This is a genomic window from Promicromonospora sp. MEB111 (assembly GCF_030209445.1).
GTDB lineage: Bacteria > Actinomycetota > Actinomycetes > Actinomycetales > Cellulomonadaceae > Promicromonospora.
In genome coordinates, this window is record NZ_JARVSD010000008.1 from 207,895 (window position 1) to 230,528 (window position 22,634).

The following is a 22,634-nucleotide window of genomic DNA, read 5'->3' on the forward strand; positions in this document are numbered from 1 at the left end:
GCCTCCTGCTATGAGGTTCGGAGTGTGGGGCTGGGGGTGTGCCGGGAGTGCGGGAGCGCTAGGCCGTGCAGAAGGAGGCGAGCAGCTCTGCGGGGGCGTCCGGCGGGCACGGGTCGAACGTGAAGATCACGAGGGTGCCGAGCACGACCACCACGGTGAACGCCAGGAGCAGCAGGCCCTTGAGGATGCCGCGCGTCAGGTCCCGCGTCGCGTAGTCGTTGATGATGGTGCGCACGCCGTTGGTGCCGTGGATCATCGCGAGCCACAGCATGAGGAGGTCCCAGACCTGCCACAGCGGGCTCGCCCACTTGCCGGCCACGAAGCCGAAGTCGATGGCGTGCACGCCGTCGCCGACCATCAGGTTCACGAACAGGTGGCCGAAGATCAGGACGATCAGCACCACGCCGGACGCGCGCATGAAGACCCAGGAGTACAGCTCGTAGTTGCCGCGCGTCGTCTTGCGGCGCGCGTACGGGGAGCGGGGGGAGTCGATCTTGGCCACCGCAGCGGTTCCGTGTGCCATCAGTGACCCCCGGTGAAGACGTTGATGAGGTGGCGCGGCAGGAAGCCCGCCATCGTCACGACGAAGAGGCCGACGACGACCCACAGCATGACCTTCTGGTACTTGGGGCCCTTGGCCCAGAAGTCCACCAGGATGATGCGGATTCCGTTGAAGGCGTGGAAGACGATCGCGGCCACGAGCCCGGCCTCGCCGAGCCCCATGATCGGGGTCTGGTACGTGCCGATCGCGGCGTTGTACGCCTCGGGGGACACGCGCACCAGGGCTGTGTCGAGCACGTGCACGAGCAAGAAGAAGAAGATCAGCACGCCGGTCACGCGGTGCGCGACCCACGACCACATGCCTTCACGGCCGCGGTACAACGTGCCTGCTGGTGCGGTGGGCACTTCGGGAGCCTCCTATGGCTGTCCGGCTGGGGGGTGGCTGGTCCCCACTGTAATGACAAAGGTTCGCCTCGATCGCCGCCCGGCAGCCCTCGCGGGCATCAAGACACGGCATTTGTGACTGATCCCACAGGGGAGATGTCGTGGCTTCGGGCACCCGTCAGGTTGCTCGTGCGTTGCTGCCCGGACCCGCCCCTGGGATCAGCCAGGGTTCGCCCGGAATTCGGCGAGTTTTGGCTGCGGGAACGTGGTCCTGCTGACATCCTGCGGGGCATGACTTCGGCCGCCGCCCTATCGTCCCCGATCGACGACTTCTTCGCAGTGGTACCCGCCGGTGGGTCCGGCACCCGGCTCTGGCCGCTGTCGCGCGGCGGGGAGCCCAAGTTCCTGCACGACCTCGTCGGATCGGGCCAGTCCCTGCTCCAGGCCACCGAGCGCCGGCTGCGCCCGCTGGCGGGGCCCGACGGCGTCGTCCTGGTCACCGGTGAGCAGCACGTCGCGGCCTGCCGCGCGCAGCTCCCGGGCCTGTCGGACGACGCGGTGCTCGCCGAGCCGTCGCCGCGCGAGTCCATGGCGGCGATCGGGCTGGCCGCGGCCGTCCTGGAGAACCGGCACGGCGACGTGGTGATCGGGTCGTTCGCCGCCGACCACGTGATCCACGGGACGCGCGCGTTCGAGCTGGCGGTCCGCGAGGCCGTGGCCGCCGCGCGCGCGGGCTACGTCACCACCGTCGGGATCGCGGCGTCGCGGCCGTCGACCGCGTTCGGGTACGTGCGCTCGGGCGAGCCCCTCGGCGTCGAGGGCGCGCCGCACACGCTGCACGTGCGCGGGTTCACCGAGAAGCCGGACGCCGCCACCGCGCGCACCTACCTCGCCTCGGGCGAGTACCGCTGGAACGCGGGCATGTTCGTCTCGCGCACCTCCGTGCTGCTGGGGCACCTCGCCGAGCAGCGGCCCGCGCTGCACGACGGCCTGCGGACCGTCGCCGACGCGTGGGACACGCCGCGCCGCGCCGCGGTGCTCGCTCAGGTGTGGCCGGGCCTGGAGAAGATCGCCATCGACCACGCGGTGGCCGAGCCGGTCGCGGAGGCCGGCGGCGTCGCCGTCGTGCCGGGGACGTTCGGGTGGGACGACGTCGGGGACTACAACTCGCTGGCGGTGCTCCTGCCGTCCGACGACGACCGCGGCGCCAAGGTGCTCGGCGACCCGCGCGACGTGCTGCGCATCGAGAGCGCCGGCTCCGTGGTGGTCCCGGCGTCCGGCCGCCTGGTGACGGTGCTCGGGCTGGACGACGTCGTCGTCGTGGACACGCCCGACGCGCTCCTGGTGACCACGCGCGCACGTGCGCAGCAGGTCAAGGACGTGGTCGCCGCGGTCCGCGAACGGGGCAGGGAAGATCTGCTCTGAATCAAGGATCTTTCCCTGATGTCTCACAGTTGTCCGCATGGTGGGACGCATCGCCCGCTGCCGTGTCTCGCGGGGCGGACGGCGCTACCGTGAGTGCGTGAACCCGACCCAGCAGCCCGTCAGTCTCGCCGACTTCGATCAGATCGTTTCGGACGATCAGATGCCGGTCGGGGACGTGCCCGGGGGGAACACGACGGACGTCGTCGCAGGTCTGGCGGCCCGGGTGGGCGAGCTGGCCGACGGGTTCGACGCGGAGCTGGTCGCGTTCCGCCGCGACGTGCACCGGCACCCCGAGCTGTCGCGCCAGGAGATCCGCACCTCCGCGCTGCTGGTCGAGCGTCTGCGGGCCGCGGGGCTGGACCCGCGCCCGCTGCCGACGGGTTCCGGCCTGGTCTGCGACATCGGCCCCGACCACGGGCCGGACGGCGAGGGCCGGGTGGGCCTGCGCGCCGACCTCGACGCGCTGCCGCTGCACGAGACGAGCGGCGTGGAGTTCGCCTCGACCCGGCCGGGCGTGGCGCACGCCTGCGGGCACGACGTGCACACCACGGTGGTGCTCGGCGCGGGCCTCGTGCTCGCCCGCCTCCAGGAGGAGGGGCGGCTGCGACGCGGCGTCCGGCTCTTCTTCCAGCCCGCCGAGGAGGTCTTCCCGGGCGGCGCGGAGGACATCATCAACAAGACCTCGGAGCTGGACGGCGTGGACCGGATGGCCGCGCTGCACTGCGACCCGAAGTTCGACGTCGGCTACGTGGGCACCCGCATCGGCCCCATCACGTCCGCGAGCGACTCCGTCATGGTGACCATCTCGTCGGCAGGCGGTCACACCTCGCGCCCGCACCTCACCGGCGACGTCGTGTTCGCGCTCGGCCAGGTCATCACGCAGACGCCCGCCGTGCTCGGCCGGCGGCTGGACCCGCGCTCGGGCGTCAACCTCACGTGGGGCGCCGTCCAGGCGGGCTCGACGCCCAACGCGATCCCGTCCACCGGCATCCTGAAGGGCACGCTGCGCTGCCTCGACGTGCGGGCCTGGGAGAAGGCCGGCGAGCTGGTGCGCGAGGCCGTGGAGCAGGTCGTGGCCCCGTACCAGGTGGACATCTCGGTGACCGTGACCCACGGCGTGCCGCCCGTCGAGAACGAGGCGGAGGCCACCGGCGACCTCGAGGCGGCGATCCGGGACGCCGTCGGCCCCGACGCCGTGCAGCTCACCGAGCAGTCCATGGGCGGCGAGGACTTCGCCTGGTACCTGCGCAAGGTTCCGGGCACCATGGCGCGGCTCGGCGTGCGGACGCCCGGCGGCCGCACCTATGACCTGCACCAGGGAGATCTGGTCGTGGACGAGCGGGCGATCGGCGTGGGCGTAAGGACACTCGCCCAGTTCGCTGCCTCCTGAGCGAGAACTGTTGCTGTCGATGACGCTTCGGTAACGACTTACTCCGGTTACCGTCTCGAAACGCGAAATGCCAGATGCGCTGGCTACCCTCGGTGCGGTATAGGGCTCCAGATCCGTCTGGAACATCGCCCTCAGGATCATCGAAGGAGCACCAGTGAAGAAGGCTGTCTGGCTCACCGCCCTTGCGGGAGCAACGGCGCTCGCGCTCTCGGCGTGCGGCGCCGCCCCGGAGGAGTCCACCGGTGGCGAGAGCGCCGCCGCCAGTGACTTCAAGCCCTGCATCGTCTCGGACGCCGGCGGGTTCGACGACAAGAGCTTCAACCAGCTCAGCTTCGAGGGTGCGACGGCTGCGGCCGAAGAGCTCGGCACGGAGCTCGTCGACGTCCAGTCGACGTCCGAGAGCGACTACAAGGGCAACGTCGAGTCCCTCGTGGCCGAGGGCTGCAACGCCATCGTGACGGTCGGCTTCGCGCTGTCCGCCACCACCGTCGAGTCGGCCACGGCCAACCCGGACATCGACTACATCCTGGTCGACGACGCCGCGGACGCGGACTTCGACGGCAACGCCGACGCCGAGAACATCAAGCCGCTGCTGTACGACACGGCGCAGGCCGCGTTCCTCGCCGGCTACCTCGCCGCGGGCTACTCGGAGGCCGGCAAGGTCGGCACCTTCGGCGGCATGGACTTCCCGACCGTCACCATCTTCATGGACGGCTTCAAGCAGGGCGTCGACTACTACAACGAGACCAAGGGCGAGAACGTCGAGCTGGTCGGCTGGGACGGCAAGAAGGGCTCGTTCACGGGCGGCTTCGCGGCCGACCCGGCGGCCAAGCAGACCGCGCAGAACGTCCTGGACCAGGGCGTCGACGTGATCCTCCCCGTCGGTGGCCCGATCTACCAGTCCGCCATGGACGCCATCGCCGACTCCGGCGAGGACGTCGCCCTGATCGGTGTGGACGCCGACTTCTTCGAGTCGGACCCGACCACCCAGGACCTGGTCCTCACCTCGATCCTCAAGGGGATGGACGTCTCCACCCAGGAGGCCGTGGTCGCGTCGGGCAACGACGAGTTCGACCCGACCCCGTACGTCGGCACCCTCGAGAACGGCGGCGTGGACATCGCACCGCTGCACAACTTCGAGGACAAGGTGGACCCGGCCCTGTGGGAAGAGGTCCAGGCCCTCAGGGAGTCGATCATCGCCGGTGACGTCGCGGTGGAGTCCTACCTCGCCGAGTGACCCGCGGGCCACGGCCGTGGACGGCTGATCGGTCGACGGTCGAGACTTGACGCAAGATGGTCCCGGGGGGCACGGCGCACGCCGTGTGCCCCGGGACCTGTCATGAGCAGGACCCCTGTCGGGAAGGATTCCTATGCGGCTCGAGCTGCGCGGCATCACCAAGCGCTTCGGCGCGCTCGTCGCGAACGACCACATCGACCTGGTGGTGCAGCCAGGCGAGATCCACTCGCTCCTGGGCGAGAACGGGGCGGGCAAGTCCACCCTGATGAACGTGCTGTACGGCCTGTACGAGGCCGACGAGGGCGAGATCCTCCTGGACGACGTCGTCCAGGACTTCGCCGGCCCCGGCGACGCCATGGCCGCGGGCATCGGCATGGTGCACCAGCACTTCATGCTCGTGCCCGTCTTCACCGTGGCGGAGAACGTGATGCTCGGTCACGAGCAGACGCGCGGCGGCGGTCGCCTCGACCTGGAGGCGGCCCGCGCCCAGGTGCGGGAGATCTCCGCGCGGTTCGGTTTCCACGTGGACCCCGACGCCGTGGTCGAGGACCTGCCCGTGGGCGTGCAGCAGCGCGTCGAGATCATCAAGGCGCTCTCCCGGAACGCCGACGTGCTGGTCTTCGACGAGCCGACCGCGGTGCTCACGCCGCAGGAGACCGACGAGCTGATGGCGATCATGCGCCAGCTGCGCGACGAGGGCTCCGCGATCGTGTTCATCACCCACAAGCTGCGCGAGGTCCGCGCCGTGGCCGACCGCATCACGGTGATCCGGCACGGCAAGGTCGTGGGCGAGGCCAGCCCGACGGCGTCGGACGCGGAGCTCGCCTCCCTGATGGTGGGCCGCGCCGTCGAGCTGACCGTGCAGAAGGACGCGCCCACCCTGCGCGAGAACGCGTTGCAGGTCAGCAACCTCGTGGTCACCAGCGAGACCGGCGTCGTCGTGGTCGACGACGTCACCTTCGAGGTGCGCGGCGGCGAGGTGCTCGTCGTGGCGGGCGTGCAGGGCAACGGGCAGACGGAGCTCACCGAGGCCCTCATCGGCCTGGAGGGCGACGTGTCCGGCAGCATCAGGCTCGACGGCAAGGAGCTGGTGGGCCGGTCGGTGCGCCGCATCCTCGACGAGGGCGTGGGCTTCGTGCCCGAGGACCGGACGCTCGACGGCCTGATCGGCGAGTTCACCATCGCCGAGAACCTCATGCTCGACCGCTCCGACGGTCCGCCGTTCGTGAAGGGCGGAGCGCTGCAGCTCGCCTTCCGCGACCAGTTCGCCGACGAGAAGGTCGCCGAGTTCGACGTCCGCACGCAGGGCATCACGACGCCGGTGGGCCGGCTGTCGGGCGGCAACCAGCAGAAGGTGGTGCTCGCCCGCGAGCTGTCCCGCGACCTGCGGCTGTTCGTCGCGGCGCAGCCGACGCGCGGCGTGGACGTGGGCTCCATCGAGTTCATCCACAAGCGGATCGTCGCCACGCGCGACGCCGGGGTGCCGGTGGTCGTGGTCTCGACCGAGCTGGACGAGGCGGTGGCCCTGGCCGACCGCATCATGGTGATGTACCGCGGCAAGGTGGTGGGCATCGTGCCCGCCGACACCCCGCGCGACGTGCTGGGCCTGATGATGGCGGGGATCTCGCCGGAAGACGTGAAGGACGGAGGCGAGGCGGCATGAGCGCGCCCGAACCGAGCCCGGGGTCGAACCCTGAGCAGGAGCCGGGCCTCGACCCCGGCACCGCCGAGGAGCTGGAGCAGGAGCGCGCCCGCGAGCTCGGCGCACCGGCCGGCGAGGAGGTGCAGGACACGGCCAGCCGCATGGCCAGGGCTCTGCAGCAGACGATGACCAGCTCCTGGACGGTCGCCGTCGGCGCGGTGCTGCTCGCGGTCCTGGCGGGCTCGATCATGATCGCCTTCACCGACGAGGAGGTGAAGGCGGCCGCGGTGTACTTCTTCGCGCGGCCCGTCGACACCTTCGTCGCGGTCGGGCAGGCGGTCGGCGGCGCGTACGCCGCCCTGTTCCGCGGTTCCGTGGTGAACCTGCAGGCGCCGGACTTCGTCACCGCGATCCGGCCGTTCACGGAGACGCTCAGCTACGCGACCCCGCTCATCGCGGCGGGGCTCGGCGTGGCGCTCGCGTTCCGGGCCGGCCTGTTCAACATCGGTGGTCAGGGCCAGATGCTCGTGGCGGCCGCGGCGGCCGGCTGGGTGGGCTTCGGCGTCAGCGGGGTGCCGTTCCCGCTGCACCTGCTGCTGGCCCTCGTGGCCGGAATCGCGGCCGGCGCGGTGTGGGCCGGGATCGCGGGCCTGCTCAAGGCCCGCACCGGGGCGCACGAGGTGATCGTCACGATCATGCTCAACTACGTCGCGTACTACCTCATCTCCTACTTCCTGGCGACGCCGGGCCTGCTGCAGGCGCCCGGCTCGTCCAACCCGAAGACGCCGCCGACGGCGGAGTCCGCCCAGCTGCCGAACCTGCTCGGCGCCCGGTTCAACCTGACCTGGGGCTTCGTCCTGGCGGTGCTCGCCGTGGTCGGCGTGTGGTGGCTCCTGAACCGCTCGTCGACCGGTTTCGCGTTCCGCGCCGTGGGGGAGAACCCCCGCGCCGCGCGGGTGGCGGGCATCGACACCGGGCGCGCCACCATCAACTCCATGCTCGTGGCCGGCGGCCTCGTCGGGCTGGCCGGCGCCTCGCAGGTGCTGGGCGCCGTCACCACGGGCTTCAGCTCCGACATCGACGCCGGCATCGGGTTCGACGCCATCACCGTCGCCCTCCTCGGCGGGTCCAACCCGTGGGGCGTGCTCGCGGCGGGCATCCTGTTCGGCGCGTTCAAGGCGGGCGGCACCACCATGCAGGCCGCCGAGGGCGTCCCGAGCGACATCGTGCTCGTGGTCCAGTCGCTCATCGTGCTGTTCATCGCCGCGCCGCCGCTGGTGCGGGCCATCTTCCGGCTGCCCGACCCGAACCGGCGTCGGACACCGAAGAAGGCCAAGGCGGCCCGGAACCGGAAGGAGGCGGCCGCGTGAGCGCCGACCACAAGACCACCCAGCTCGACGCGCCGCTGTCGGAGACGACGCGCACCGTCACGGTCGTGTCGTGGAAGACGGCGGGCGTGCTGCTCACCGTGACCGTGCTGTACGCGCTGCTGCTGCTCGCCGTGCCGCACTCGGGTGACACCCGGTTCCTGCTGTCCCAGCGCGGCGACTTCTTCCAGATCCCGGTGATCGTGGTGCCCGCGACGGTGTTCGCGTGGGGGTGCGGCGCGGTGATGCTGGCGGTGACCGCCGTCGCCTTCGCGCTCACGGCGCGCGGGCGCCGGACGTCGCTCTGGCTCGTCGTGCTCTACTCCCTGGCCGGCCTGCTCGGCTTCCTGGCCTGGGCCGGCGCGGGCAGCCCCCGCGACCTGTCGATCGTGGGCCTGCTCGGCGGCGCCGTGCTGTGGTCCGTGCCGTTCGTCTACGGCGCGCTGGGCGGCGTGATCGGCGAGCGCGCGGGCGTGGTCAACATCGCGATCGAGGCGCAGCTGCTCGGCGCGGCGTTCACGGCGGCGATCGTCTCCTCGATCACGAACAGCGCGGTGGCCGGGCTGGTCGCGGCCCTGTTCGCGGGCGCGCTCGTGGCGCTGGTCCTCGGCGTGTTCGCCATCACGTACCACGTGAACCAGGTGATCGTCGGTGTCGTGCTGAACGTGCTGGTGGTCGGGCTGACCAGCTTCCTGTACTCGCAGGTGCTGGTGCCCAGCGCGGAGACGCTGAACTCGACCACGCGGTTCCAGTCCATCCCGATCCCGGTGCTGTCCGACATCCCCGTGATCGGCCCGGTGCTGTTCGACCAGCCGCTGCTCATCTACCTGATGTTCATCGCCGTGCCGACCGTCTGGTACACGCTGAACCGCACCCGCTGGGGCCTGCGGCTGCGTTCCGTGGGCGAGCACCCGAAGGCCGCCGACACCGTGGGCATCGACGTGGTGCGCACCCGGTACAACGCCGTGCTCGTCGCCGGTGCCGTGGCGGGCCTGGGTGGCGCGTTCTACACCACCGTCCAGCTCAGCCAGTTCGGCGAGAACATGACCGGGGGCGCGGGCTACATCGCCCTGGCCGCCGTCATCTTCGGCAAGTGGGACCCGGTGCGCGCCGCCTTCGCGGGCCTGCTGTTCGGCTTCGCGTCGAACCTGCAGAACGTGCTGTCCGTGGTCGGCTCGCCTGTGCCGAGCCAGTTCATGCTCATGATCCCGTACATCGTCACCCTGCTCGCCGTCGCGGGCCTCGTCGGGCGCTCGCGCCCGCCGGCCGCGTCGGGCGAGCCGTACGTCAAGGGGTGAGGATGGTGGACGTGAGCTCTGTGGAACAGGTGCGCCCGGACGGCGCCGTGGACTGGGACGGCCTGCGGGCCGCGGCCCGCGACGCGGTCGGCAAGGCCTATGCGCCCTACTCGGAATTCAAGGTCGGCGCGGCGGCCTACGCCGCCGACGGCCGCCTCCTGACCGGCGCGAACATCGAGAACGCGGCGTACGGGGTCACCCTGTGCGCCGAGTGCTCGCTGGTCAGCGCCCTGATCATGTCGGGCGGCGGGCGGCTGGCCGCGTTCACCTGCGTGAACGCGCTCGGCGAGACGATCATGCCGTGCGGCCGGTGCCGGCAGCTCCTGTGGGAGCACGGCGGCGCCGAGCTGCTGGTGGACACCCCGCTGGGCATCGTGCCGATGACGGAAGTACTGCCCCAGGCCTTCGGGCCGGGCGACCTGGACCACGTGCGGGAGGCAACCCGATGACCGAGCCGTTCGACGCCGTCGACCTGATCCGGGTCAAGCGCGACAACACGGAGTCGCTGACCGACGCCCAAATCGACTGGCTGGTGGACGCCTACACGCGCGGCGCCGTGGCCGACGAGCAGATGTCCGCGATGACCATGGCGATCCTGCTCAACGGGATGACCCGGCAGGAGATCTCCCGGTGGACCGCCGCGATGATCCGGTCCGGCGAGCGCATGTCGTTCTCCGCGCTCTCCCGGCCCACGGCGGACAAGCACTCCACCGGCGGCGTGGGCGACAAGATCACGCTGCCCCTGGCACCCCTGGTCGCGGTGTTCGACGTCGCAGTGCCGCAGCTGTCGGGCCGGGGCCTCGGCCACACGGGCGGCACCCTGGACAAGCTGGAGGCCATCCCGGGCTGGCGGGCCTCGCTGACCAACGACGAGATGATGGCCCAGCTCGACTCCGTGGGCGCCGTCATCTGCGCCGCGGGCGCCGGCCTCGCCCCGGCGGACAAGAAGCTGTACGCGCTGCGGGACGTCACCGCGACCGTCGAGGCGATCCCGCTCATCGCGAGCTCGATCATGTCCAAGAAGATCGCCGAGGGCACCGGCGCGCTGGTGCTCGACGTCAAGGTCGGCTCCGGCGCCTTCATGAAGACCCTGGACAGCGCGCGCGAGCTCGCGCGCACCATGGTGGACCTCGGGACCGACGCCGGGGTGCGCACCGTCGCCCTGGTCACGGACATGTCCGTGCCGCTCGGGCTGACCGCCGGCAACGCCCTGGAGGTGCGCGAGTCGCTGGAGGTGCTGTCGGGCGGCGGCCCGTCCGACGTCGTCGACCTGACCGTGGCCCTCGCCGTGGAGATGCTCGCCGCGGCGGACCGGCCCCGGTCGGAGGACGACGTGCGGGCCGCGCTGGCCGACGGCCGTGCCATGGACAAGTGGCGGGCCATGATCGCCGCGCAGGGTGGTGACGTGGACGCGCCGCTGCCGGTCGCGAAGGAGACCGAGACGGTGGTGGCGCCCGAGTCCGGCGTGCTCACCTCGCTGGACGCGTACGCGGTGGGCGTGGCGGTCCGGCGCCTGGGCGCGGGCCGGGCCCGCAAGGAGGACGAGGTCCAGGCGGCGGCCGGTATCGAGATCCACGTGAAGCCGGGTGAGGAGGTGACGGCCGGGCAGCCCCTGCTGACCCTCCACACCGACACGCCCGAGCGGTTCGCCCGGGCCCGCGAGGCCCTGGACGGCGGATGGTCCGTGGACCCGGCCGGCAACGGCGTGCTGGGCGGGGCCCTCGGGGGTGCCGCCGGCGCGCTGGCGAGCCTGGACATGGGGGCCGGCGCCCTGGTCGGCGCGGCCCTGGCGTCCGGGGGATCGGTGGTGCTCGACCGCATCGTCTGAGGTGGGAGGCGGTTTTCACCCACCGGAAGAGGTCGCCCTGCTTCCCCAGCGTGGCGAACCGGCGAGTCGCCCGAGCGCGGCTTAGCCTGACGAGCGTGCAGTCGACATTGCGCCTTTCGTCCCTGCTCGGTGCGATGCGTGCATTCGCCGGGCCCGTACCCGCGCCGCCGCCGCGGGGTCGCTTCGAGCGCCCGGCGATCCCGGACGACGTCGAGCGCCGCCTCGAGTCGGTGACCTCCCGCGCCCGGCGGTCCGTCCTGGACCCGCTGGGGCGCGAGCGCGGCACCGGGACCGTCGGCTTCCCCCGGCGGCTGAACCTCCCGTCGCTCGACGGCGACACCGCCGCCGCCGTGCAGGTCGACGAGACCACGTGCGGGTCGGCCGTGCTCGCGATGCTCGGTCTGGCCGGCGACCCGCGGGCGGCCCTGCGGATCGCCGGCGACGACCCCGCGGCACGGTTCGTGCGGCTGCAGCACGCCGTCCAGGCGGCCACGAACCGGCACGGGCTGGTCGTGGCGGGCTGGCCGCGCACCTACGGCACGCCCCCGTGGGGCGCCGCGCGGTTCGCCAGCTACGGCGGCGTGCGCTACACCCACCGGGTCGCGGGCTCCCGCGGGCTGCTGGAGGCGGCGGTCGCCGCCGCCCGCGCGGGCATCCCGGTGCCCCTGTACACGGGCGGCGACGTGACGAGCGGGTGGGACGCCGCCGTCCCGCGCCACGTGGTGCTGCTCACCCTGGCCGACGGCGAGGGGACCGAGGGCAACGCGGTGATCTACGAGCCGTCCGGTGCAGGCCTGCACACCGTCCCGGTCGCCGTGCTGCTCGACCCGCCGCCCGCCCCGTCGCGGGAGGCCGAGACGCAGCAGACCACGGGGGAACGCACCGCGGCGCGCGTGCGCAAGGCGCTCACCGCGGCGCTCGGCGGCTGGCCGCACGTGACCTGGGTGGTGCTGCCGGAGCGCGCGGGCCGGTGGCAGGGCGGCGGCACCGGGGCGACGATGGAAGCCCACTGACGGGCCGTCCCTGACGGGCGGCCCGCCGACGAGGAGGCCCCGATGAGCACGCTGCCCGGTCCCGACTCGTGGCGTGACGCCGGCCTGGACCCGCCCCGGGACGCCGACGTCGACACCACGCACGAGCCCGACGAGTACGTCCCGGACGCGCCCCGCCCGGACAGCGACGGCGACGCCGACGAGGCCGACGTCGTCCAGCAGGCCCTCGACGCCCTCGCGGACGTGGACGACGAGAGCCCCGGCGCCGGCTGACGCCGGTGTCGGTGCCGGACGGTAGGTTGTCAGCATGACCACGCAAGACCACGGGGCGCGCCCCGGCGAGGCGCTGATCCGCGCCCTGCCCAAGGTAGTGCTCCACGACCACCTCGACGGGGGCCTGCGGCCACAGACCGTCCTCGAGCTCGCGGACGCCGCCGGGCACGAGCTGCCCGCGGCCGACGCCGACTCCCTCGCCGCCTGGTTCCGCGACGCGGCCGACTCGGGCACGCTGGTGCGCTACCTCGAGACCTTCGAGCACACCATCGCCGTCATGCAGACGGCCGACGACCTGGCCCGGGTCGCCCGCGAGGCGGTGCTGGACCTCGCCGCCGACGGTGTCGTGTACGCCGAGCAGCGCTGGGCGCCCGAGCAGCACCTGAGAGGCGGGCTGTCGCTCGGCGAGGCCGTCGAGGCGGTGCAGGCCGGCATCGACGACGGCATCGCGGCCGCCGCGGCCGGTGGCCACATCATCCGCGTCGGCCAGCTCGTCGGCGCGATGCGGCAGGCCGACCGCTGGCAGGAGGTCGCCGACCTCGCCGTCACCTACCGGGACCGCGGCGTGGTCGGGTTCGACATCGCGGGACCCGAGGACGGGTTCCTGCCGTCGCGGCACCTCGGGATCTGGCGCTTCCTCGCCGAGCACGACGTCCCCGTGACCATCCACGCCGGAGAGGCCGCCGGCCTGGACTCCATCGGGCAGGCCGTGCACCTCGGGCAGGCGGACCGCCTGGGCCACGGGGCCCGGATCATCGACGACATCGCCTTCGTGTCCGACGGCGACCACGACTCGTCCGACGGCGCGCTCTCGGCCGACGGCCGCGGCGGCTCGGCCGACCTCGGCCGGCTCGCGCACTGGGTGCGCGACCACCAGATCCCGCTCGAGCTGTGCCCCGTGTCGAACCTGCAGACGGGCGTGGCCGAGTCGATCGCGACGCACCCGATCACGCGCCTCAAGGAGCTGGACTTCGCCGTCACGCTCAACACGGACAACCGCCTCATGTCGCGCACGTCGATGACGCACGAGATGAAGCTGCTCGTCGACGAGGCCGGCTGGACGATCGACGACCTCGTCGACGTGACCGTCACCGCCGCCTGGGGTGCCTTCATGCACCACGACGAGCGCCGCGACCTGGTCGACCAGGTCATCATGCCCGGATTCCAGAAAGTCGAAGGTGCCCTCGTATGACCGCACAGACCCACGCGCCGCAGCCCGCCGGGGTACCGCGCGACAAGGCGGCCCTCGCCGCGTTCGTCGACCACACCCTGCTCAAGCCGGAGACCATGGCGGCCGACGTCGCGGCGCTCGTCGAGGAGGGCGCCGGGCTCGGCGTCTACTCGGTGTGCGTCTCGCCGTCGTTCGTGTCGCTCGCGGTCGAGGTCGCCGCCGGGCGCCTCGCCGTCGCGACGGTGTGCGGGTTCCCGTCCGGCAAGCACATGACCGACGTGAAGGCGTTCGAGGCAGCCCGCGCCGTGGCCGACGACGCCGACGAGGTCGACATGGTGATCGACGTCGGCACCGCGCGCGCCGGCCGGTTCGACGTGGTGGAGGCCGACATCGCCGCGGTCCGCGGGGCCGTGCAGCCCGGCCGCATCCTCAAGGTCATCATCGAGTCGGCCGCCCTCACCGACGAGCAGATCGTGGGCGCGTGCAAGGCGGCCGAGGCCGCCGGCGCCGACTTCGTCAAGACCTCCACGGGCTTCCACCCGGCCGGCGGAGCCTCGGTCCACGCCGTCTCGCTCATGGCGCGGACCGTGGGCGCTGCGGGCGGCGGACGGCTCGGGGTCAAGGCCTCGGGCGGCATCCGGGACCTCGACACCGCGCTCGCGATGATCGAGGCGGGCGCCACCCGCCTGGGCCTGTCGGGCACGGCCTCGGTCCTGGCGGGCTTCGACAAGGACGCCCCGGTCACCGCACCCACCCCAACCGACTACTGATCGTTGAGTGCTGGATATTCGCCTTTTTTCGTGTGCCAGAAGGGCGAATATCCAGCACTCAACGTTGCCGGCGGGCTAGCGGCGGGCGGCCAGCCAGGTCTCCGCGGCCGTCCAGTGCTCCTTGAGCAGGATGTACCGGTCCTCGTGCCAGGGCTTGACCGGCCCGGCCCAGTGGATCAGCCCGGGCTCGGTGACGAGCTCCTGCGTGGGCCACGCGTTCCACCGGGCGTCCAGGACGCGGTAGCGCGACCCGGCGTAGGCGTTCAGCACGTCCTGGTCGTTGAGCCCGTACCGCTCCGCGTACGGCACGAACTCCGTGGTGAAGCCGTCGGCGCGCATGACCGCCAGGTCGAGCACCAGGATGCCCGCGTTGAAGCCCTGGTAGCCGTGCCGGTGCCGCTGCATCATGGCCCGCACCAGGTCGCGCGCGGCGCCCGGGTCGTGCTGGAGCAGTCGTGTGGACCGGATGACGTTCCCGACGCCGTGCCGGTAGTTGTACGAGATCGACGGGCGGGCCGCCAGCGGCGCGCCGCCGAGGTCGGTGTCGTACAGCTCGGCCACGTCCACCACGCACAGCGCGTCCAGGTCGTGGTAGAGCACGCGATCGAGGTGCGGCAGCAGGTCGGGCAGCAGCAGCCGGTCCATCGTGGCGACCGTGATGTGCTTGAGCATGCCGAGCACGGGCCCGTAGTCGATCCCGTCGCACGAGTACCACTCGAACGTGACCTCGGGGAACAGCGCGGCGAGCCGGGCGTGGTCGGCCGGCGTGTGGTCGCGCGTCAGCGCCACGACGCGCACCGGGCGGTCGGTGTGCCGCACCACCCCGGCCACCACCACCTCCATCTGGGAGCGCAGGTTGCCGTCGAGCGCCACCGCGATGTTCAGCGCCGCGCCCGTCCCGCCGCGGGGCGAGACGGCCTCCACGAGGGTCCGCGTGGCGCGCACCCCGGCGACGATGCCGGCCACGTCGCAGGTGCCGGGCGGCACCGCCACGGGTGTGGCGTGCACCGCCCGCGCCAGCTCGACCTCGGAGGCCACGGTGGCGGCCCAGGTCGCGTAGACCTCGTCGCGCGTGGCCCCGGCGAGGATCCTGGACATCGCGGGCGCGACGACGTCCCGGATGCGCCGCTGCATGGCGCGCCGGCCAGCCTCGTCGGCGTCGAGCAGGCCGGCGAAGCGGATGTCGGCGTCGTTCCGGGGCCGGAAGTCGACGTCGGCCCCGATGGACCACGCGGGCAGGAAGGCGTGCAGGCGCGAGGTGACCACGTGTGAGTACCGGCTGCGGTAGGCGTCGAGCAGGTCGACGGCGTCGCGCACGTTGCGGGCGAAGGAGTTGCGGCGCACCTCGGGGTAGAGGTGCGTGACGGACTCGGCCGCGGCGTCGTGCTCCGGGACGGCCGTGTCCACGTACACGGCCGGGGCCCCGGCGGGCGCCGGCGTGAAGCCGGCCGGGAACACGGTGTCGACGGTGGTGGTGAGGCAGCCGCTGAAGAACGCCGGGACGCCGGCGTTGAGCAGCAGGTGCACGGTGGTCCAGTCCCGGCAGCCGATCGGCCCGTGGGCCCTGAGGTAGTCGACGGCGGTGGGCGTGAGCACGGCGTGCTTGTTGATGTGGAACGACACGAACAGCGGCTGCAGGTTCTCGTGGAACGGGAAGTCGAACCGCAGGTCGAACTGGCTGTGCATGTACCAGCCGTAGGCCAGCATCCACGTGTTCTCCGGCACGGCGTCCAGCCGCGACATGTCCCGCTGGACCAGGGTCAGGTCGACGTCGGCGCCGGGACCGGGCACGACGTGCTCGGGCCGCACGCGGCCGGCGAGGAGCCGGACGGGCTCGGTGACGGCGGCGTCGCCGTGCAGGCGCAGGCCCTCGTGCCGCAGCAGGTGACCGAGGCTCGCGACGGTCTGGACCGTGTCGCCGATGTTGGTGGACGCCACGTTCTCGTCGGGCGCCTTGTAGTCGAGCACGGCGAACGACACGTGCCCGGCCGGGACCCGGGCCGGTGCGGCCGGCCGGTGCGCCTTCTCGATCCAGGGCGCCAGGTGGTCGATCGAGGCCTGGACCTGGTCGGTCAGGCCGGTCGCACGGCGGGCGGCGTCGAGGGCCTCGGCGGCCAGCGCGGCCTCGTCGGCGATGAACAGCAGCCGCGCGAGGTCGAGCAGCACCGGAGCGTCGGACACGATCCCGTGCCGCACCCACGTCGCCGCGGTGCGGGCCACGTCGGGGCTGGCCATGGCGATGCCCGCCCGGACGTACTCCGCCGGGGCGAGGCGGGCGGCGTCGTCCGGCCCGAGCTGGCGCAGCAGGTCCCAGGCGAGCTCGCGCAGGCCCACCCGCTGCGCGATCAGCGCGGCTCCGGCGACCCCGGCACGGCGCGTCTCGGGGTGCGCCATGAGCGAGTGGCAGAGCGACCGCCACTGGCCGGTGTCCAGGGTGCCGGCGGTGCGGATGGAGGTGGTGACGGCCTCGTCGACGGGCAGGCCGCGACGCAGGGCGGCGGTGACCACGGCGTCGCCGGAGAGGGGTTCGGGACGTTCCTGGAACGGGCGGTCGGCGGCGCGGTCCGGGGCGGACCACACCTCCCGCGGCTGGCGGCTGGGCTCCTTGGCCTGGGTCCAGGACTCCTGGTCGGGAGTCGGCACGGGCCGGGCCTCGGGTAACGGGCCCGGCTTGTCGGGATGCGGGTTGTACAGGGTCTCGGCGGTGGCGGTGAGCAGCGCCTCGGCGATCATCTCGTCGGCGGCCGGGACCTGGTGCGCAGTCTCACCGGACGCGGCGAGACGGCGGCTTGCAGGGGACATGAAGACTCCTCGTGGGGTCGACGGTTGAGCAGGAGAACCGTCGTACCGGCCTGTGCACGGAGCCGACGGTGGCCAGAGCGTAGTGCCCTCCGGTTACGCCCCGACGACGACTGGGTAGGCTCCCGGACATGTCTGCGCAACAACCTGCTGACCAGGCCTTTTCGTCGTCGCAGCCGCCGTCCGGGCTGCTCCCGGAGCCACCCTCGGAGCCGTCGTCGCGGCCGACGGAGCCGGGCACCCTCGTGGGCTGCCGCATGCGCAAGTGGGACGGCACGCCGCACTGGCGGTTCGACGCCGTGCACCTCGGCCGGGACGAGCACGGCGTGTGGCTCGGCTACCGCTCCGGGACGCGGTTCAGCAGGCCCGGCCGGGAGTACCGGACGCGCTGCCCCGGCGTCGTGCTGTTCGGCGACGTCGGGTGGGTCGCGGACATCTACCGCGGCCACCCGCGGGGCGTGCGCCTCTACATCGACCTCACGACGGTCCCGCAGTGGCGCGCCGTGCCCGACGGCGGGGACGGCCGCGGCCCGGCGTTCGAGGTCTCGGGCATCGACATGGACCTCGACGTGCTCGCCCTGCGGCCGGGCAGCGAGCGAGCCAGGGAGCAGGGCGAGTTCTTCATCGACGACGAGGACGAGTTCGCGGAGCACTCCGTCCGGTACGGCTACCCGCCGTCGGTCGTGGCCCGGGTACGGGCGGACGCCGACGCGCTGCTCGAGACGGTGCGGGCCGGGGAAGCGCCGTACGACGGCCCGACGGCGGACCGCTGGTTCGCGGTCCTCGACGGGCTCAGCGGGCGCTGAGCACCAGGTCGTCCTGCTCGACGGCGGCTCGCCACTCGGGCTTCTCCGCGCGCCAGCGCTCGTCGTCGCGGCCGAGCCGCCAGTAGCCCGACGCCGAGAGCAGCTCGCGCGGGACGCCCAGCGTCCCGCGCGCCCAGCGGCGCAGGTCGCGCACGCAGCCGGCCTCGCCGTGCAGGAACGTGTGCGGGGTACCGTCCGGCAGCTCGGCGGCCTGCACGACGTCGGCCAGGCTCGCCCCCGTGGACCGGTGGACCCAGGTGAGGTGCAGGTTCGCGGCGCTGGTGATCTCCTGCTCCTCGGACGCGTCGGCGACCTCGACGAAGACGTGCGCCACGGCGTCCTCGGGCAGGGCCTCGCACGTGGCCGCGATGGCCGGGAGGGCGGACTCGTCACCGGCCAGGAGGTGCCACGGCGCGTCGGGGGACGGCGCGTAGTCGCCGCCCGGGCCCACGAAGGAGACCTCGTCGCCCGGCTGGACCCGCTGCGCCCACGGGCCGCCGTGGCCCACGTCGCCGTGCGTGACGATGTCGATGTCCCAGCCGGACGCGGTCACGTCGCGGATCGTGTAGGTGCGCAGGACGGGGCGGCCCTCGGGCTCGGTGGGCTCGGCCATGACCAGCTTGACGTAGCGGTCGGTGAACGGCGTGATGTCGGCGTCGGCCAAGGCCGTGCCGCCGAGCGTCACCCGGATCATGTGCGGGGTGAGCTGCCGGACCGCTGTCACGGTAGCCGTGGTGCGGACGCCTCTGCGGGGCTTCTCGGTCGGTGCGCTGGTGGTCTGTGACATGGTGAGGCAAGCCTAACCTCGGGCGCGCTGGGGTGCCGGTGTGGCGTGCGTCACTGAATGAAGCACTTGTCGGGCGCTCCGGCGCTTGTCCTACGGACCGGGCGGCGCGCCTACCATGGGCCCGTTGTCGAACTCTTCCTGTCAGGAGCCTGGTCGTGAAGATCGCTGTTGTCGGTACGGGGTATGTCGGGCTGTCGAACGCGGTGCTGCTCGCGCAGAAGCACGAGGTGTGGGCGCTGGACGTCGACCCGGTCAAGGTGGCCCAGGTCAACGACCGGATCTCGCCGATCGTGGACCCCGAGCTGGAGGAGTACCTGGCCGGCCGCGAGCTGGCACTGACCGCGACCCTGGACAAGGAACAGGCGTACGCGGAGGCCGGTGTCGTGGTGATCGCGACGCCGACCAACTACGACGAGGTCACCAACTTCTTCGACACGTCCTCGGTCGAGACCGTGATCGACGACGTCCTGGAGCGCGTGCCCGACGCGACGATCGTGATCAAGTCGACGATCCCGGTCGGGTTCACCGAGCGCATGCGGGCCGAGCACCCGGGGGCCGCGATCGTCTTCTCCCCGGAGTTCCTGCGCGAGGGCCGGGCCCTGTACGACAACCTGCACCCCTCGCGCATCGTGGTCGGGGACCGCGGCGACCGCGGCAGGCAGTTCGCCGACCTCCTGCTGGAGGGCGCGCTGGACGAGACCACCCCGGTCCTCCTGACCCACCCGACCGAGGCCGAGGCGATCAAGCTGTTCGCCAACACCTACCTGGCGCTGCGGGTGGCGTACTTCAACGAGCTGGACACCTACGCGGCCACCCACGGCCTGGACACCGCGCAGATCATCGAGGGCGTGGGCCTGGACCCGCGGATCGGGACGCACTACAACAACCCGTCCTTCGGCTACGGCGGGTACTGCCTGCCCAAGGACACCAAGCAGCTGCTGGCCAACTACGCCACCGTGCCGCAGAACCTGATCAACGCGGTCGTCGACGCCAACACCACCCGCAAGGACTTCGTGGCCGCGGACATCCTGCGCCGGGAGCCGAAGACCGTGGGCGTGTACCGGCTGGTGATGAAGGCCGGGTCGGACAACTTCCGCGACTCCAGCGTCCAGGGCATCATGAAGCGGATCAAGGCCAAGGGCATCGAGGTCATCGTCTACGAACCCACCCTCGAGCAGGACGACTTCTTCTCCTCGGAGGTCGTGCGCGACCTGGACCAGTTCAAGACGCGCGCGGACGTCATCATCGCCAACCGGCGCACCGAGGTGCTCGACGACGTCGCGGACAAGGTCTACACCCGCGACATCTACGGACGGGACTGACCGATGCGCGTCCTGGTCACCGGCGGCGCGGGCTTCATCGGCGCGAACTTCGTGCACCAGACGGTGCGCGAGCGCCCCGACGCGCGGGTCACGGTGCTCGACGCCCTGACCTACGCGGGCGACCGTACCTCGCTCGACCCGGTCGCGGACCGGGTGGAGCTGGTGGTCGGGTCGATCGCCGACGCGCCGCTCGTGGACCGGCTCGTGGCGGAGTCGGACCTGGTCGTGCACTTCGCGGCCGAGTCGCACAACGACAACTCGCTGAACGACCCGTCGCCGTTCGTACAGACGAACCTGGTGGGCACGTTCACGCTGCTGGAGGCGGTGCGCAGGCACGACGTGCGGTTCCACCACATCTCGACGGACGAGGTGTACGGGGACCTGCCGCTCGACACCCCGGACCGGTTCACGCCGGAGACGCCGTACAACCCGTCGTCGCCGTACTCGTCGACCAAGGCGGGCTCCGACCTCCTGGTCCGGGCCTGGGTCCGGTCGTTCGGCGTCCAGGCCACCATCTCCAACTGCTCGAACAACTACGGCCCGTACCAGCACATCGAGAAGTTCATCCCGCGTCAGGTCACCAACCTGATCGACGGCGTGCGTCCGCGCCTGTACGGCGCGGGGCTCAACGTGCGCGACTGGATCCACGTCGAGGACCACAACGCGGCAGTGTGGACGATCATCGACAAGGGCAGCATCGGCGAGACGTACCTGATCGGCGCCGACGGCGAGACCAGCAACCTCGACGTGGTGCGGACCCTCCTGGAGATCTTCGGGCGGGACGCCGACGACTTCGACCACGTGACCGACCGGCCCGGGCACGACCTGCGGTACGCGATCGACGCCAGCCGGCTCCGGACGGAGCTGGGGTGGGTGCCGCGGTACACGGACTTCCGGGCGGGGCTGGAGGCGACCGTGGAGTGGTACCGGGAGAACGAGCCCTGGTGGAGGGGGGCGAAGGCGCTGACGGAGGCCAAGTACGCCGCCTCGGGACAGTAGCTTTTCGGCGCCCCGGCCTCGTCGTTCGGCTGGCGGTCCTGAGGTGGCGTAGTTGGCCTCTGTCAAAGGCCTGGTCGTTGGGGTGGCTAGGGACCGGCGAGGTAGCTGGTGACCGACTCCATGGTGGGGAGCAGGCCCTTTTCCCTGGCCTCGGCGAGGCTGGGGGCTGCCTCGTCCTTGTCCGAGAGCAGGGGCTTGAGGGGGGTGCCGTCGCGGGCCGTGGTGGGCCAGGTGATGGCGAGGTCCTCGTCGAGGGGGTGGACGCCGTGCTCGCGGCCCGGGGCGTAGCCGCTCGAGCAGAGGTAGAGCACCGTGGAGCCGTCTTCGAGGGACATGAAGGCGTGGCCCAGGCCCTCGGACAGGTAGACGGCGCGGCGGTCGACGTCGTCCAGGAGCACGGCGTCCCAGGTGCCGAAGGCGGGCGAACCCACGCGGAGGTCCACGACGACGTCGAGCACCGCGCCGCTGACGCACATGACGTACTTGGCCTGGCTGGGCGGCACGTCGGCGAAGTGGACGCCGCGGACCACTCCGGCGGCCGACACCGAGCAGTTGGCCTGCTGCAGGTCGAAGGCGTGCCCGACGGCGTCGGCGAACGGGCCCGCCTTGAACGCCTCCAGGAAGAGTCCGCGCGGATCCCCGAACTGTTTCGGGGTGATCTCGAAGGCGCCGGGCACGGTCAGCTCGCGGTACTCCATGGAACTCCTCGCGTGGTTCGTCGGCGGTCCTGCGGCCCTGGTTAGGATCCTAGGGTGACCAGCGGACGCAGCACGGCACAGCAGTGGGTGGTCTTCGGCGCGGCGGGCATGCTCGGCCAGGACATGGTGGCCGCCGCCCGTGGCGCGGGCCACGAGGTGGCCGGGATCCGCCGGTCCGACGTCGACATCACCGACGCGTCGGACGTGCTCGCCGCGGTGGCGGGTCACGACGTCGTCGTCAACTGCGCGGGCTGGACCGCCGTCGACGACGCCGAGACGCACGAGGCGGAAGCCTTCGCCGCCAACGCGACCGGGCCCGCGCACCTCGCGCGCGCCGCCGCGGCGTCCGGGGCGCGCCTGGTCCACGTGTCCACGGACTACGTGTTCGACGGCGGCGCGACAGAGCCCTACGCCGAGGACGCGCCGGTGGACCCCCGGTCGGCCTACGGACGGACCAAGGCCGCCGGCGAGTGGGCCGTGCGGGCGTACGCGCCGGACGCCCTCGTGGTCCGGACCGCGTGGCTCTACGGTGCGGGCGGCAAGTGCTTCCCTCAGACCATCGCGCGGGTGGCGGGGGAGCGGGACCGGCTGAGCGTCGTGGACGACCAGACCGGTCAGCCCACCTGGACCGCGGACCTGGCGGACCTGATCGTGCGGCTCGTGGCGGCACGGGCGCCCGGCGGGCTGTACCACGGGACGGCGTCGGGCCAGGTGACGTGGCACGGGTTCGCCCGCGAGGTGGTGGCGGCCGCCGGGCAGACGACGCCGGTGGACCCGACCACGAGCGCCGCCTACCGGCTCCCGGCGCCCCGGCCGGCGTTCTCGGTGCTGGGGCACGACCGGCTCCGGGAGGTCGGCGTGGAGCCGATCGGCGACTGGGCCGACCGCTGGAAGGCCGCGGCGCCGACGGTGCTGGGGACCCGCTGAGCGCGTGGCGCTCCGCCC

Annotated in this window: 21 protein-coding genes; 16 read left to right on the plus strand and 5 right to left on the minus strand. The window is 72.3% G+C overall.

All coding sequences use genetic code 11. The features are described from left to right. Positions 1 to 58: 58 nt before the first annotated feature. Together QRN56_RS09830 and sdhC are read right to left on the minus strand one after the other, a co-directional pair. A complete protein-coding gene (locus QRN56_RS09830) occupies positions 59 to 523 on the minus strand; it encodes a succinate dehydrogenase hydrophobic membrane anchor subunit (protein ID WP_285102741.1) in 465 nt (154 codons plus the stop codon). Then, positions 523 to 906, minus strand: a complete 384-nt coding sequence (gene sdhC, locus QRN56_RS09835; protein ID WP_285102742.1) for a succinate dehydrogenase, cytochrome b556 subunit — start codon at positions 904 to 906, stop codon at positions 523 to 525. Before sdhC ends, QRN56_RS09830 begins: the two co-directional genes overlap by 1 nt. Positions 907 to 1,176: 270 nt before the next feature. Between sdhC and QRN56_RS09840 the strand changes: the two genes are divergently transcribed. The 12 genes from QRN56_RS09840 to deoC all read left to right on the plus strand — a co-directional run bounded on the left by QRN56_RS09840 (position 1,177) and on the right by deoC (position 14,278). Then, positions 1,177 to 2,310 carry a mannose-1-phosphate guanylyltransferase gene (locus QRN56_RS09840; RefSeq protein WP_285102744.1) on the plus strand — a complete coding sequence of 378 codons (1,134 nt, stop codon included), beginning with the start codon at positions 1,177 to 1,179 and terminating at the stop codon, positions 2,308 to 2,310. Between the two features lie 160 nt (positions 2,311 to 2,470). Continuing rightward, complete coding sequence (locus QRN56_RS09845) at positions 2,471 to 3,700, plus strand: amidohydrolase (protein ID WP_285103155.1); 1,230 nt, start codon at positions 2,471 to 2,473, stop codon at positions 3,698 to 3,700. A 154-nt stretch (positions 3,701 to 3,854) separates the two neighbouring features. Then, on the plus strand, positions 3,855 to 4,937 hold the full coding sequence (locus QRN56_RS09850) for a BMP family lipoprotein (RefSeq protein ID WP_285102746.1): 1,083 nt from the start codon (positions 3,855 to 3,857) through the stop codon (positions 4,935 to 4,937). Positions 4,938 to 5,070: 133 nt separating this feature from the next. Then, the gene (locus QRN56_RS09855; protein ID WP_285102748.1) at positions 5,071 to 6,600 is read left to right on the plus strand and encodes an ABC transporter ATP-binding protein; all 1,530 of its coding nucleotides are present in this window, start codon (positions 5,071 to 5,073) and stop codon (positions 6,598 to 6,600) included. Continuing rightward, positions 6,597 to 7,949, plus strand: coding sequence for an ABC transporter permease (locus QRN56_RS09860; protein WP_285102750.1), 1,353 nt, complete (start codon positions 6,597 to 6,599; stop codon positions 7,947 to 7,949). Before QRN56_RS09855 ends, QRN56_RS09860 begins: the two co-directional genes overlap by 4 nt. Then, positions 7,946 to 9,244 (plus strand): ABC transporter permease, encoded by a 1,299-nt coding sequence (locus tag QRN56_RS09865; protein WP_285102751.1) that lies wholly within the window; start codon positions 7,946 to 7,948, stop codon positions 9,242 to 9,244. Before QRN56_RS09860 ends, QRN56_RS09865 begins: the two co-directional genes overlap by 4 nt. Positions 9,245 to 9,246: 2 nt before the next feature. Beyond that, the gene (locus QRN56_RS09870; RefSeq protein ID WP_285102752.1) at positions 9,247 to 9,693 is read left to right on the plus strand and encodes a cytidine deaminase; all 447 of its coding nucleotides are present in this window, start codon (positions 9,247 to 9,249) and stop codon (positions 9,691 to 9,693) included. Continuing rightward, positions 9,690 to 11,072, plus strand: a complete 1,383-nt coding sequence (locus QRN56_RS09875) for a thymidine phosphorylase (RefSeq protein WP_285102753.1) — start codon at positions 9,690 to 9,692, stop codon at positions 11,070 to 11,072. Before QRN56_RS09870 ends, QRN56_RS09875 begins: the two co-directional genes overlap by 4 nt. Before the next feature lie 134 nt (positions 11,073 to 11,206). After that, positions 11,207 to 12,085: a hypothetical protein gene (locus QRN56_RS09880; protein WP_285102754.1), complete on the plus strand. Its 879-nt coding sequence runs from the start codon at positions 11,207 to 11,209 to the stop codon at positions 12,083 to 12,085. A 42-nt stretch (positions 12,086 to 12,127) separates the two neighbouring features. Next, positions 12,128 to 12,337, plus strand: a complete 210-nt coding sequence (locus QRN56_RS09885) for a hypothetical protein (protein WP_285102756.1) — start codon at positions 12,128 to 12,130, stop codon at positions 12,335 to 12,337. Between the two features lie 34 nt (positions 12,338 to 12,371). Continuing rightward, complete coding sequence (locus tag QRN56_RS09890) at positions 12,372 to 13,529, plus strand: adenosine deaminase (protein WP_285102758.1); 1,158 nt, start codon at positions 12,372 to 12,374, stop codon at positions 13,527 to 13,529. Continuing rightward, entirely contained in the window at positions 13,526 to 14,278 is a 753-nt protein-coding gene (gene deoC, locus QRN56_RS09895; RefSeq protein ID WP_285102760.1) for a deoxyribose-phosphate aldolase, read from the plus strand. The genes QRN56_RS09890 and deoC overlap by 4 nt, the downstream gene beginning before the upstream one ends. A 75-nt stretch (positions 14,279 to 14,353) precedes the next feature. Here the strand turns inward: deoC and QRN56_RS09900 are convergent, their stop codons facing one another. Then, entirely contained in the window at positions 14,354 to 17,080 is a 2,727-nt protein-coding gene (locus QRN56_RS09900) for a glycosyltransferase (RefSeq protein ID WP_285102762.1), read from the minus strand. A 128-nt stretch (positions 17,081 to 17,208) separates the two neighbouring features. Between QRN56_RS09900 and QRN56_RS09905 the strand changes: the two genes are divergently transcribed. Continuing rightward, positions 17,209 to 17,883 (plus strand): DUF402 domain-containing protein, encoded by a 675-nt coding sequence (locus QRN56_RS09905; protein WP_285102764.1) that lies wholly within the window; start codon positions 17,209 to 17,211, stop codon positions 17,881 to 17,883. Here QRN56_RS09905 and QRN56_RS09910 read toward each other — a convergent pair. Continuing rightward, complete coding sequence (locus QRN56_RS09910; protein WP_285102766.1) at positions 17,870 to 18,670, minus strand: siderophore-interacting protein; 801 nt, start codon at positions 18,668 to 18,670, stop codon at positions 17,870 to 17,872. The two genes, QRN56_RS09905 and QRN56_RS09910, sit on opposite strands and share 14 nt — an antisense overlap. A gap of 155 nt (positions 18,671 to 18,825) precedes the next feature. On the opposite strand from QRN56_RS09910, the gene QRN56_RS09915 reads away from it, so the two are divergent. After that, positions 18,826 to 19,992: a nucleotide sugar dehydrogenase gene (locus QRN56_RS09915; RefSeq protein ID WP_285102768.1), complete on the plus strand. Its 1,167-nt coding sequence runs from the start codon at positions 18,826 to 18,828 to the stop codon at positions 19,990 to 19,992. 3 nt (positions 19,993 to 19,995) lie between these two features. Continuing rightward, a complete protein-coding gene (gene rfbB, locus QRN56_RS09920; RefSeq protein WP_285102769.1) occupies positions 19,996 to 20,991 on the plus strand; it encodes a dTDP-glucose 4,6-dehydratase in 996 nt (331 codons plus the stop codon). An 86-nt stretch (positions 20,992 to 21,077) separates the two neighbouring features. Here rfbB and QRN56_RS09925 read toward each other — a convergent pair whose 3' ends face one another. Continuing rightward, positions 21,078 to 21,689: a dTDP-4-dehydrorhamnose 3,5-epimerase family protein gene (locus QRN56_RS09925; protein WP_285102771.1), complete on the minus strand. Its 612-nt coding sequence runs from the start codon at positions 21,687 to 21,689 to the stop codon at positions 21,078 to 21,080. A gap of 54 nt (positions 21,690 to 21,743) precedes the next feature. Here QRN56_RS09925 and rfbD point away from each other — a divergent pair, with 54 nt between their 5' ends. Beyond that, complete coding sequence (gene rfbD, locus QRN56_RS09930) at positions 21,744 to 22,616, plus strand: dTDP-4-dehydrorhamnose reductase (RefSeq protein ID WP_285102773.1); 873 nt, start codon at positions 21,744 to 21,746, stop codon at positions 22,614 to 22,616. Positions 22,617 to 22,634 lie beyond the last annotated feature (18 nt).